Here is a 12,822-nt window from a genome sequence, read left to right on the forward strand (position 1 = left end):
GCCCGGCAGGACCCGTGCCCGCGGGGTGGCAGGATCGCAGGGGCGCGGTCGGCTTCGGGCAACTTTTTCACAGAATGAAGAAAGTTGCCGCCCTGTTGACGGAACATGACCTGGTGGGGATGCCACGCCCCGGCATCAGGATCCGAGACGGAGTCGGGTCCGGGCACAGAACTGCCCCGCCGGAGAGCGGGGCAGCTCTGTCGGTCCCGGCGTCAGCCGGTGGTGCCTCCCTTCAGCGCCCGCGCGTCCCGTGCCAGGGCCGCGCCCGCCGCGCTGTCCGGCACCAGGGTGGCGTCGGCCGCGTAGCCGGCGAACGACTCCAGCACGGCCGCGGCCTGGCTGGCGCGGCCCGCGTCGGCATGCGCCTGGGCCTGGTCGAGCCGTACGGTCAGTCGCTGCTGTCCCTGCGCCGTGATCAGGCCGTCGGCCCGCAGCTGGGTGATCAGTGAGCGGATGTCCGCGTAGGAGGTACGGGTGGTGAAGGACACCGTCTTCGTGGTGGTGTTGCCTGCCCTGTCCCGGGCCGTGATCGTGAGGTCATGGCTCCCCAGCGGCAGTCGCCACAGTTCCAGCGGCCGGCCGGAGGTGAGGGTCTTGCCGTCCAGCGTGGCCGTCGCGGTGGCCCCGCCGGAGACCGTGTCCGTCGCGGAGAGGACCGGGGTCGGACGCTTGGAGTCCCCGTAGACGCCGTCGGCGTCGAGACCGGTGGCCGTCACCGTGGGACCGGTGCGGTCGACTCGTACGGTGAGCGAACCCACCTCGGAGACGTTGCCTCCGTTGTCGGTCGCCCGGTAACGGACGGTGGTGGCACCCTCCTTGGACAGCGTGACCGCAGCGTTGGCCGACTGCCAGGTCGTCCCGTCGTCGACCGAGTACTGACGGCTGGCGACCGTCCCGTTGTCGGTCGCCGAGACCGCGAGCGACACGTTGCTGGTGTACCAGCCGTCGTCACCGTTGGGCCGGGGCGGGTTGAGTGTGGCGGTGACCTTGGGAGCGGTCTTGTCCGCGACGCCCGCGCCCTGGAAGGTCAGTGAGTCCAGCTCGACACCGCCGGAGCTGGTGACGAAGAGCTTGCCGGATCCCGAAGGGGCCTTCGACAGGTCGGTGGTGACGGTCTGCCAGCCCTCTCCGGCCGGGACCGGAACGGTGGCGAACGGCTCGGCGTCCGCCGAGCCCCAGCGCAGCGCCAGAGTGCCGGCGCCACTGGCACGGGTCTTGACCCCGTTGATCCCGGCGAACGACACCGGGTCGTAGGCGATCCAGTCACCCGCGTCGAAAGAGGTCAGCTTGCGCTGCCCGGACGCCGTGGTGTCGTCCGTGATCGTGACGCCCTCCGCGGAGTCGTAGTGCTCGCCCTGCATCAGCGCCGGATTGAGCACCACCTGGGCGTCACCGGTCGCCGGCGGCACGCCGCCCGCACCCTTGTCGGTGTAGGTGATCCCCAGGACGCCGAAGACGTTCTCGGTGTCGCCGTGCCCAGCGTCGGCCGGCGTCGCGATGCCGCCCGTGCAGCCGGTGCCGCTGTTGACCGGGTGTCCGTGCTGGTTGTGCCCGAGACCGAAGGTCCAGGCCGCCTTGGCGCAGTCCGGCGTGGTGCCGTCCTCAGGGTCCTCGACGGCTATCGCGTAGGGCACCGCGTCGCCCCAGTTGAAGAACCCGCCGTCGGGCGGTGAGGAGATCTGGATCGTCGGCGCGGTGTTGCCCACGGTGATCTGACGGCTCGACAGTCCGGACTTGCCCTGCGGGTCGGTGACCTTGAGCCGGGCCTGGAACTGGCCGTTGTCCGGATACGTACGGGTGGCCGTGGGGCCGGTGGCGTCGAACGTGCCGTCGCCGTCGAGGTCCCACTGGTAGGTGAGTTCGCCGTTCTCCGGGTCACTGGAGCCGGTGGCGCTGAACGAGACCGCGAGCGGTGCCTGGCCCGACGTCTTGTCGGCCTTGATCACCGCGGTCGGAGCCTTGTTGCCCTCGGCGTAGTCGATCCGGTAGAGACCGGCGTCGGGGTTCTGACGGAAGAAGCCGTCGCCGTAGTCGAGGACGTAGAGCGAGCCGTCCGGGCCGAACTCCAGGTCCATCGGGTTGTCCCACGGCGGGATGCCGTTCTGCGACCGCTCGCTGTTGGGGAGGACGTTCTCCAGCTTGCTGACGGGCCCGTTCGGCCCGTCGAGCGTGAATGCGGCCACGTAGTCCTGCGAGAACTCCCCGAAGAACGCCTTGTCGTCCCAGTACTCCGGGAACTTGCCCGGCGAGGTGCTGTCCGCGTCGTAGTGGTAGACCGGACCGGCCATCGGCGCCTGGCCGCCCGGGCCGCCGGGACCGCGGAAGGCGGTCAGCTCGGGCCACGGCTGGTCGGTGTCCCGGTCGCCGTACCAGAGCGTGGCCGGCGTGGCCGCGGGCAGCTGGGTCAGGCCGGTGTTCCAGCGGGAGTCGTTGACCGGTGACGCGCAGTCGAAGGCGGGGCCGGGCGTCAGGGTGGCGAAGTCGAAGTCCCGGTAGGGCTTGGTGTTGTCACCTGTGCAGAACGGCCAGCCGCTGTTCATGGCCTTGGTCGTGGTCTGCCACTCGACGTATCCCATCGGCCCGCGGTTCGGGTCGGCGTTTCCCGCGTCGGGGCCGTAGTCGCCCCACATCACGGCGTCGGTCTCGCGGTTCACCGCCAGCCGGTAGGGGTTCCGCAGGCCCATCACGAAGATCTCGGGACGTGTCTTGGCCGTGCCCGGCTCGAAGAGGTTTCCCTCCGGGATCGTGTAACTGCCGTCCTCCTGGACGTCGATCCGCAGGATCTTGCCCCGCAGGTCGTTGGTGTTGCCCGAGCCGCGGCGCTCGTCGAGGCCGGGGTTGTAGCCGGCCGCGTCGTTGATCGGCGTGTAGCCGTTGACGTTCGGGCCCGACGCAGGGGTGTTGCCACCGGTCGAGAGGTAGAGGTTGCCGTGACTGTCGAAGTCGACGTCACCCGCGACATGGCAGCACTGACCGCGATTGGTGTCGACCCGGATGATCTCCTGCGCGGTGGAGAGGTCGAGCTTGTCGCCGGTCCACTTGAAGCGGGTCAGGGAGTCGTACCCCTCCCACTGCTTCCAGTACGCGTCCGTCTGCCCGGCGGGCAGCTTCTCCGGTGCCGAGCCGGCCGGGGTGCTCAGCGGTGGCGAGTAGTAGAGGTAGACCCATTTGTTGGTGGCGAAGTCCGGGTCGAGCGTGACCGTCTGCAAACCCATCTCGGAGTTCTGGTACACGTCGATGTGGTTGACGACCTTCGTGACACCGGTGCCGGGGTCGGTCATCCGCAGGTCGCCGTTGCGGGCGGTGTGCAGGACGCGGCTGTCGGGCAGCACGGCGAGGTCGATCGGCTCGCCGGTGTCCTTCGTCAGGGTGACCTTCTCGTAGTTCGACCAGTCGAGGGCATTCTCGTGGTCCGGGTGCGCCTGGGCGGCGGGCGCGATGGCCACACCGCCCAGCGCGGGCAGTGCCACGAGCAGGACCCCCGTGATCAGGCGTCTCAGGGTGCGGTGCACGGTGATGTGTCTCCTTGATCGCTGGCGGTAAGGAGCGGACCCACGAGGCGCCGTCGTTCGCGGTGGCGCCTCGTGTTCTTCGGCGGGACGGACTTCTGTCAGTCGAGCAGTCCCTTCAGCGCCGTGAAGCTGCGCTCCGCCGCGCCGAGCGAACCCGGTTGACTGGGAAGGGTGTTGGGCGCGGTGTCCTGTTCCCAGATGCCGACATGCGAGGCCCGCGGCCCGATGTCGCGGATGAACTTCTCGTACGGAAGGTCTCCGGCACCGAACTCGACGATGTCGTAGCCGTTGGCGTTCGCCGCGTTGGCGTCGCCGTCCTTCATGTGGAACAGCGGGTAGCGGTAGGGCTGATTGCGCACGTACGCGGCCGGGTCGAATCCGGGCCAGCGGTACTGGCCCACGTACGCCCAGTAGATGTCGAGTTCCAGATAGACGTGGCGCGGGTCGGTGTTCTTGAGGAACACGTCGTACAGCCGGACCGACGGCTGGTCGGTGGCGAACGCGAACTCGCCCGAGTGGTTGTGCTGGTAGAGCTTGAGCCCGCGCGCGGTCGCTGCGGCGCCCCAGGCATTGAACTCGTCGGCGGCGGCGCGGTAGGCCGCGACGGTGTTGACGTTCGAGGGTGCGTTGGCAGTGCCCACGTGCGGCATGCCGAGGATCTGCGCGGCGTCCAGCTCACCCTGGAGGTTGGTGCGCAGATTGCCGATGCCGACGTGACTGCCGACCGCGCGCAGCCCGTGGTCGTCGAGCAGCGTGCGGATCTCCGGGAGGGTGATCTGCCGGCCCAGGATGGAGGTGGACTGGGTGTATCCGGCGAACTCGATCTCCTGGTAGCCGATCCGGGCCAGCTCGGCGAGGACGACGGCGAAGCCGAGCGAACTGACCTTGTCGCGGATGCTGTAGAGCTGGATGCCGATGCGGTCCTTGGGGATGGACAGGGTGCTCGACGCAGCGTTGGCAGAGGTCGCCGCGGCCCCGGTGACGGAGGCGGCGGCGAGGGCCACGGTGGTGCCGGCGGTGGCCCGCAGAAAGTTCCTGCGGTCGAAGGACTTGCGGATATGACTCACGGTCACTCCTGGGGAAATGAGGAGAAGAAGGTGTGGACCGGGGCGCGCGGCCGGGCTGCTGCCCGGCGGTGGGCGCCGCGGGGGCGCAGGACGGCCGGTGCCGGCGACACGCCGAGCGGCGCGCAGGTACAGCAGCCGTCAGGTGCCGGTGTCGCGGCGGGTTCCGGTCGGCAGCGCCGGGTGCGCCGGCCCGGGTCAGAGGCCGGAGTCGCCCGCCGCGTCGGCATCGGCCCGCGCCGCGGTGGCGCGCTCGTCGGCCTTCGCGGCGAGGGCGGCGCCACGGTCCTGCGGTGCCGCCTCCCTTGCCGAGCGGGAGAACGACGCGCCCGCGGCGGCAGTCTCTCCGGTCACGGCGCCACGGATACGCGCCAACTCGCCCACGACCAGGACGGGGTTGTTGCCGGTCGCCGTGAGGCCGCCGCGCACGATCGCGTTGTCGAGCACGGCGTTCGCGCTGTTGTCGGTGATCTCCAGGTCACCGCCGAAGTACGAGGCGCCCGCGCAGGATCCGAGCAGTCCCTCGCCGCCGATCTGGAGGTTGTCGGCGTTGCCCGAGTACGTGGCGGCGCCATACACCTCGCTGGCGCAGAACACGCCGCCGAGGGTGTTTCCGTCGACGGTGAGCGCGCCCTTGACAGTGGTGTCGTACACGTCGCTGTACTGGTTGCCCTCACCCGTCAGCGAGCCGCTGAGGGTGCTGCCGGAGACGTACAGCTCGCCGGCCTCGGTTCTGACGTTCCCCGCCAGCGTCGAATCGACCGCGTAGACGAACCCCTTCGTGGCGTCGACCGCCTTGAGGCTGCTCTTCTCCAGGTGGGTGCCGAAAGCGGAGTCGGTGGTCAGCGCGCCCTTGACGGTGGTGTCGGTGAGGTCGAGATAGGCGTTCTCCTTGACGGTGACCGCGCCGTTGAAGGTGGCGCCGGCCGCTACGAGGTCGGCTCCGGCCTCGACCGTCACCGTGCCCTTGACCTTCGTGCCGGTGAGGGTGCAGGACTTCCCGGCCGGTACGACCAGGTCGTTGCTGACGGTCACGGCCCCGCCGTCACCGACACAAGTGGTGTAAAGGGCGGCCTGGGCCGAGCCGGAGACAGCCATCAGGCTCCCGGATGCCACCAGTGACGCCGTTGCGATGAACGTACGGATCTTCATGTCGCTTCCCTTCCGCTGCGGTCTCGGCAGAGTCGGCGACCCGGCCGGTTCCCGTGTATCGACGGGGGTGCTGCACGGTGCGTGAGCGACGACCGCTGTGACGGCGATCGCACAGCGCCTCGTGACGGGCGGTGGCCCGGCAGTGGGGGGAGAGACGTGGAGAGACTCGTGAGCTGCGGGGCGTTCAAGTGAACGCCGATCGGCTGCGGTGTTACTGCGACGAAACACATGTCTCGATGGGCCGAGACACTAGAGCGCCGCCCAGGGGGTGTCCAGAGGTTCGGTACGAATCTCTGTAACTTTCTAATGATTCATCAAAAGCGGTGACGTGCCGGTGGAAAAGACGACCGAGCGGCCCAGGACGCCCCTGGGAGTGCACAACGGCGCGTCACTGCCCCTGCGTTCGCAGTCGCGATCGAGGCGGGCCGCGATCCCGGCGACTGGCCGGGGACAACGCACCGCAGCGGAAAGGGAGTTGCTTCGGGGCGGAAGTCGGACTGCGCCGCTCGGACACTGCCGCCGCGAGGCCGAAGGCAGTGAAGTCGGTGAGATGCGCCGGGTGAGACCTGCCCGGCCTCGGCCTGCGAGTCCTCCTGGTCGACTTCGATCCTCGCCAGGCACGAGGCGCTGAGACAATCACCGACGGTCGGCTGCGAGATCCCCTGATGTCAGACGTCGACCCAACCGACGACGCGACAGCGCCCTCCGAGTGATGCTCATCCTTGCCAGAGGAACTCGCGCGCCATTGCGATCATGGCGCGTGCCGCAGTACCGGGCGTGCGCTCGGACGGAGCGGCCAGGGAGAACTGCAATTCCAGGTCGGCGTCGTCGACGGTCAGCGCGGTGACGTCCTGTCCCTTGCCGAGGGCGACCCGTGGCAGCAGCGCCAGGCCCAGGCCGTTTCGGACGTAGGCCACGCCGGTGGTCAGGTCGGTGATCTCGATGGCGACGCGATGGGGGACGGAGGCAGCGGCGAAGGCCCGGTCGGCAACGGTCCGGTTGCTGTACCCCGAGGGGAAGTCGACGAAGTCCAGGTCGGCCAGTTCGGTGATCGACACGCTGCGGCGTTTCGCGAGCGGATGGGCGGCCGGCACGACGAGGTCGAGCACCGAGGTGGCGAGGGCGGTCATCGTGATGCCCGTCGGGCGTGGTCCGGGCCCCGAAACGAAGGCGAGGTCGAGACGCCGTTCGAGGAGGGCTTCGACCAGCCCTTGGGAGCCGGTGGGGGCGGCGCTGGTCTGCAGGAACACGCCGGGATGACGCCGGTGGAATTCACCGAGGAACACGGGAAGGTCGATGAGCCCGACCGTGGTTATCGCGCCCAGCCGTAGTGTGCCGCGCAGTCCGCCGCGGACCTCGCCCACCGCGTCTGCGGCCTCCCGGGCAGCGTCGAGAGCGGCATGGGCACGCGGCAGCAGAGCAGCACCGGCATCGGTGAGAAGCACGCGTTTGGGGGTGCGTTCCAGCAGCGGCGTGCGGAGTTCTCGCTCGAGGTTCTTGATTGTGGTGGAGACCGCGGACTGGACGACGTGCAGCCGCGCGGCGGCACGGGTGAAGTTCGCTTCCTCGGCGACCGCGACGAAGTATTCGAGTTGGCGCAGTTCCACGCTCCGAGTATCCCTCGGTGAGCCCCCAGGGTATCTCTCAGCGAGATGGCGGCAGTCTCTGACTTTCGTTGGACAGCGCCTGTCGCGTCCAGCGATTCTGTTGGAAGTTCAACCGATACAGGAGGCTGAAAGATGACCTGCAAGACGCCACCGACATATCTGGGCAGCGGCGACCCGGCGCGGCAGCGCACGGACTACTACCCCCCTTGGCTGGACAATCTTGCCGACGATGTGACGTTGGAGGCCGGGGTTTTCAACGGGACCATCCACGGAGCCAAGGACGTTTTGGCGGTACTCTCCTACGCGCGCACTCTGTACGAATTCCAGGACTTCATCTACATCGGTAAGTACGGAGAGAACGGCTTCGTCGAGGACTACGCAGCGACGGTGGACGGCAGGCCGATAGCCAACATCGCTGTCGTCTATAAGAACGAAGAGGGGAAGACACAACATCTTGTGATGAACCACCGTCCGCTGCCGATGCTCCAGTACTTCTCCCGGAAGCTGGGCGAGCACTTCGCAGGGACAGATTATGCGAAGTACTGTGCCGACCCGTCGAAGGGTAACCAACTGTCGGATTCCGACTGCGGATGAACCACGTCCAATTCATTTCCGCTGAGACCCGGAGGGAACGTCTCTCATGATCAGGAAATCGTGGAAACCTGCTGGTGAGCATATTCTGGATTCGAGGAGAACGAGTCCGCGGACCGGGTCACCCTGATGGCGTCGGCGATTTTCAACTTTCCCACTTCCCTGCCTCGCGCCGGGACATTCCATGGGTCTGAAGGGATTCCCGCCTTCCACCGGGATGCCTGCGATCACTACCGTGCGAGCCGACGTCGACGACATTCTGCGCACCGGCCCCTTCCATTGACAGGGAAGGATCCGGGGCCTGGGCGCCGATGAGGATTTCGGCACCAGCATCGTTTTCTGTCCAGAACGCCCGCCGAGTTCGGCGGGCGCTGAGAGACGAAAGGTCACTCATGCCACAATCCATGCGCGCGCTCGTAGCCGGAAAGGTCGGCGAGCCTACCGATGTCCTGCGGCTGGAATCCCGGCCTGTTCCCACGCCGGCAGCCGGTCAGGCGTTGATCCGTGTGAAGGCGACTCCGATTCACGCCAGTGATCTGCACGTGCTGCGTGGCCGCTACGGTTTCTCGCCCGAGTTTCCCGCTGTCGGGGGTCACATGGAATGCGTGGGCCGTATCGAGGCCCTGGGCCCGGATACCGAGGGACCGAAGGTCGGCGAGCGTGTGGTGGTCGCTGCCGTACCGGCAGTACCCGGGCCCCATGTGGCCGGCACTTGGCAGGAATACCTTGTTGCCGATACACGAAGGCTTCTGCCGGTCCCCGACCATCTGAGCGATTTCAGCGCCTGTCAGCTCGCGGTCAATCCGTTGACCGCGCTTCTACTGGTGACTCGCGAACTCGACGTCCAGCCGGGGCAATGGTTGTTGCAGACGGCCGCGGGCTCCACCGTCGGCCGGCTCGTCATTCAGCTGGCCAGGCATCTCGGTATTCGCACGATCAATGTCGTGCGGCGGCGCGCTGCCGTTGAGGAGATCAAAGCGTTCGGTGGTGACGAGGTCATCTGCACGGAGGACGAGGACCTGTTGCGGCGTGTGGCCGAGATCGCAGGACCGGCCGGCGTGCGCAAGGCCATCGACTGTGTCGCGGGACCCGTAGGTGCCCAGGTGTCCCAGGCATTGGCTCCGGGAGGAGAGGTCGTGGTCTACGGCGCGCTCTCCACCCATCGGCAGACCGACCCTGCAGCGCTGACGATCCCGCTGCAGGCACGCTCGCTCATCTACGAGACCAAAGCAGTCCGTGGCTTCTGGCTGAACCGATGGTTCGGCACGGCCTCGCCTGAGGATGCGCTGCGCGCGCTGTCCGAGGTTCGCAGTCTCGTCGCTGATGGAGTGCTGAGCATCCCCCAGGGCCAGCCGTTCCCGCTCGAACGCTTCGCTGAAGCCATCGCGCTCGCCGAAACACCCGCGCGTGGCCCCAAGCCACTCTTCGTGTTCGAAGACAGCCGGGACAACGACGACAGGTAGGACCCGTCTGCTCACCCGTCAGCCGCGTAGACCCGCTTGCCGTAGGCCGATCGCCGCCAGGTCGGCGATGACCTGTTCGTCGCCGCGCCGCCAAGCGTCTGCGAAGCCGCCAGGTGGCGTGGGCAGCGCTGCAAGTTCGCGCTGCGAGCCGGTGAGGACGCGTAGCGCGAGGATGTCGGCGCCGCCCGGATCGGCGGCGAGGCGCCGGGTGACGGCGCTGCGGCGGATCCATCGCAGGCGCGGGGGCAGCCACAGCAACAGCACGAACACCACCGGGATGACGATCAGGGCGACCGTGGTCAGCGTCGCCACGTGGGCCACCGTGTCCTGGAGCGAACGACCTGCGTCGGCCAGCCCGGTGCCGGCCTCGGCGGCGGACTTGAGCGGCTTCTTCAACTGGCTTCCGACGAACGGCACCTTCGAGGCGGCGTCGCCCGCGTCGACGAGTCCGTCGGAGAGACTGTTGCCGGCGCTTTCCGCCTTGCGGCCCGGCTCGGCCAGTCGCCCGATCGCATTGTGCACGGCCAAGGCCAGCTTCACCGCACCGTAGATCAGGGCCGCCGCGATCAGGTCTGCGAACACCTGGCGGCTCCGACGTGCCGGAGTCTGGGCGTAGAGGCGCATGGGCGTGCTCCTTGTCCGGTAGGGCATCGGCGCTCGGCGGCTGCCCGTACGGCTACCCCGATCGGGAGGGCGGGAAGCCGTGCCCACCGTCGTCCCATGGGCATACAGAGATAGACCAGGCTCGTTGCATTTTCACGCGAAGGCGTACGGCACACCCGTTCGCGAGCCTCATCTGATCCATGTGGGCGTCTCGGTGACCCGGACCGCGCGCCAACATCATCGGCGCCGCGCTGCGCCCCGGTCCCCGTCCCAGCGACCAACCGGTTCGCGCACCCGAGCCGGACGTGAGAACCCGGCACCGTGGCGATTCGGCACGAACCGGCCGCGACCGTCTGGTGCCACAAGTCGCTGACTCCTTGGTCGTGCCGACCCCCGTCCGCCGTACACAAGCCCGGCTCGGTCTGTGCGCTGGCCCGCGAGTGCGTGCACGTCGCCTCGGTCGTCCACGAGACGTCCCGGCCCGGGGCACGGTGACGGAAGTCCTCGCGCTCCTCCGCTGACCACACCGCTCGGCCGTCAAGGGCCGAGCAGGAGGCGCTTTCGTGCGTCTGGAGCCGGTACACCCATCTGGCCGACAGGGCTATTGGGTGCGGCTGTGCGAGCTGGTCGGCTCGCGCTGCCATCCGGTCGCAGCCTTCGCGGCCAGTGGGGCTGCGACCTGGTGGCAATCCGCCCCTCGGGGAGGGGCGGATTTGTGCGGTGGCCTGGTCCTATGCCGCTTCGTAGACGTGGGCCCGGCCCCCGCGCCACTCGATCATTTGCGGGTCGTCGATCAGCGTCTCGGCGTCCGGGAGCCCAGCTCGGCGCAGGAACTCGATCAGATCATGATCGTCGTGGGCCAGCCCGAGAATGTGGTCATACGCGGTGACGCGTCGGCCGCCTGTCCGAGACGGCCGGTGCACGACGATCGGCGCGTTCACCATGACCCCAGGATGCACCCGGCGCGGCTCAGCGGGCGCACACAGGTTGTCTGTCACCCGATTTATCCGTTCGGCTGCCATCGACGCTTCTACCCGGCACGCTGCCGTTCGCACGCAGCGACATGAGGGCGCCGAGCAGTCGGTCGGGGCGTGCACCACTTGGGCCGCGGCGGCCGGAGGGCCGTGGGCGGCCTCGGCGAGGGGAGCGGCGCGATGCGGCTCGTGTACGGCGTGCGCCGCATGCCGCAGGAACGAGACGACAGCGCTCACGAATGGAACGAGACAACGCACGGCGGCGAAGGAGCCGATCACGAACTGGCCCCGCTTGACCGAGGAGACCTCGCTGCCGACCTCCTCTACGAAGCCGGCGGTGGTGTGGGGCCGTCGGTAGTTGTAGTGGACGTTCCGGACGGCGATTGCCCGGGCTCGCTCTGCTTCGGAAGTCCGGGTGCGGGCGTAGGCCGGCCACCGGCCCACGGTGCGCTCGCAGGTCCGCGCGCTGGCCGGCCCGCAGCTCCAGAGAGATCCTGCGGGCGGACCACTTCGGCGGCGACGTACGCGATGGGGCGGCTGCGGCAGCGTTCCACGAGCCTTCGGCGTCCCTCGATGTTCAGGGGGCGTTTGCATGCGTTTACGGGAGCACCTCGGTGCTCTGGCCCGCTGCGATCACCTTGCGGAGGGGGAACGCGAGGAGCAGAGCGACAGCGACCAGTAGGCCGCTTGCCCACAGCGGCCCGAGGTTTCCCAGCGCGGTGCTGAGGGTGGTCGCAGCGACGAGGGGTCCGACGGTGGCGCCGACGTTGAGTGCGGCGGTCGCGTAGGAGCCGGCCATGGTGGGGGCTTCTGCCGCCTCGTAAAGGACCCGTGTGATCAGCGTGCTGCCCAGCGCGAACGACAGCGCGCCCTGGATGAACATGAGGGAGAGCAAAGCGGCCGGCTTGTCGGCCAGCACGGCCAGGGCCGGCCAGCCGGTAAGCAGCAGGGGACCGCCGACTGCGAGGACTGGGGCGGGGCGCTGGTCGGACAACCGTCCGGCGACGGTGACACCCACGAAGGAACCGGCACCGAAGAGCACCAGAGCGACAGAGATCCACAGCTCGCCCAACCCGGCGGTGCCGGTCACCACGGGGGCAAGGAAGGTGAAGCTTCCGAAGGTTGCCGCGTTCACCAGCGCGCCGAGCACCATCACCAGGATCAACCGTGGCTTTGTGAGTTGGGCGAGCTCCGCGCGCAGGGCCGGCCCGCCAGTCGTCTCGTCCTTCGCACGTCCTGCTGGGATCCCCTTCAGGATGCCCAGAGCTGCAGGCAGGCAGAGAGCGGCGACAGCCCAGAATGTGGCCCGCCAGCCGAGCAACGTGCCGAGTACCGATCCACCAGGGACACCGACGATCGTGGCCACCGTCGTGCCTGACAGCAGTACGGCGAGCGCCCGTCCCTTCTTGTCGGGCGATACGAGCGTGGCGGCAGTCGTCAGAGCGACGGCAAGGAACCCTGCGTTCGCGAGCGCGGCGACGACTCGGGTAGCGAACAGGACCGGGTAGCTGGTGGTGACGGCGCCCACAGCGTGAGCTGCAGCGAAAGCGAGGATGAACCCGAAAAGGCTGGAGCGACTGGGCCAGTTGCGGGCAAGCGCGGCCATGAGTGGGGCACCGACGATCATGCCGATCGCGAAGGCAGGGGTGAGCATGCCTGCTGTCCCGACTGTGATGTCGAGACCTGAGGCGATGTCCGGCAAGAGGCCGGCGAGCATGAACTCCGAGGTGCCCATGGCGAAGACTGCCATGGCAAGCAGATACAGCGGGAAAGGCATCGAGTGGCTCCGGGGGTGAGGAGAAGCACGAGAAGGTCATCTCGTCACCGCGGCCAGTCCCCAGGACACACTCGTCCCA

General features: G+C 68.3%; 9 protein-coding genes. 2 read left to right on the forward strand and 7 right to left on the reverse strand.

Annotated elements, in window-relative coordinates; all coding sequences use genetic code 11:
• Positions 1-212: 212 nt before the first annotated feature.
• The 4 genes from OG963_RS39400 to OG963_RS39415 all read right to left on the reverse strand — a co-directional run bounded on the left by OG963_RS39400 (position 213) and on the right by OG963_RS39415 (position 7,335).
• On the reverse strand, positions 213-3,512 hold the full coding sequence (locus tag OG963_RS39400) for a PQQ-dependent sugar dehydrogenase (protein ID WP_319325496.1): 3,300 nt from the start codon (positions 3,510-3,512) through the stop codon (positions 213-215).
• A gap of 98 nt (positions 3,513-3,610) precedes the next feature.
• Complete coding sequence (locus tag OG963_RS39405; protein WP_319739375.1) at positions 3,611-4,579, reverse strand: sugar phosphate isomerase/epimerase; 969 nt, start codon at positions 4,577-4,579, stop codon at positions 3,611-3,613.
• 195 nt (positions 4,580-4,774) lie between these two features.
• Positions 4,775-5,728, reverse strand: a complete 954-nt coding sequence (locus OG963_RS39410) for a hypothetical protein (RefSeq protein WP_371799967.1) — start codon at positions 5,726-5,728, stop codon at positions 4,775-4,777.
• Between the two features lie 716 nt (positions 5,729-6,444).
• The gene (locus OG963_RS39415) at positions 6,445-7,335 is read right to left on the reverse strand and encodes a LysR family transcriptional regulator (protein WP_319739373.1); all 891 of its coding nucleotides are present in this window, start codon (positions 7,333-7,335) and stop codon (positions 6,445-6,447) included.
• A gap of 132 nt (positions 7,336-7,467) precedes the next feature.
• Between OG963_RS39415 and OG963_RS39420 the strand changes: the two genes are divergently transcribed.
• Positions 7,468-7,929, forward strand: a complete 462-nt coding sequence (locus OG963_RS39420; protein WP_319325492.1) for a hypothetical protein — start codon at positions 7,468-7,470, stop codon at positions 7,927-7,929.
• Between the two features lie 401 nt (positions 7,930-8,330).
• A complete protein-coding gene (locus OG963_RS39425) occupies positions 8,331-9,389 on the forward strand; it encodes a zinc-dependent alcohol dehydrogenase family protein (RefSeq protein WP_319325491.1) in 1,059 nt (352 codons plus the stop codon).
• Positions 9,390-9,407: 18 nt separating this feature from the next.
• Here the strand turns inward: OG963_RS39425 and OG963_RS39430 are convergent, their stop codons facing one another.
• From OG963_RS39430 to OG963_RS39440, 3 genes are all read right to left on the reverse strand, one after another.
• The gene (locus tag OG963_RS39430) at positions 9,408-10,013 is read right to left on the reverse strand and encodes a hypothetical protein (protein WP_319325490.1); all 606 of its coding nucleotides are present in this window, start codon (positions 10,011-10,013) and stop codon (positions 9,408-9,410) included.
• A 710-nt stretch (positions 10,014-10,723) separates the two neighbouring features.
• On the reverse strand, positions 10,724-10,936 hold the full coding sequence (locus OG963_RS39435; protein ID WP_030920378.1) for a hypothetical protein: 213 nt from the start codon (positions 10,934-10,936) through the stop codon (positions 10,724-10,726).
• Between the two features lie 628 nt (positions 10,937-11,564).
• Positions 11,565-12,743, reverse strand: coding sequence for a Cmx/CmrA family chloramphenicol efflux MFS transporter (locus OG963_RS39440; protein ID WP_371799968.1), 1,179 nt, complete (start codon positions 12,741-12,743; stop codon positions 11,565-11,567).
• Between the last annotated feature and the right edge of the window lie 79 nt (positions 12,744-12,822).

It is taken from the genome of Streptomyces sp. NBC_01707 (assembly GCF_041438805.1).
Taxonomy (GTDB): Bacteria; Actinomycetota; Actinomycetes; order Streptomycetales; family Streptomycetaceae; genus Streptomyces.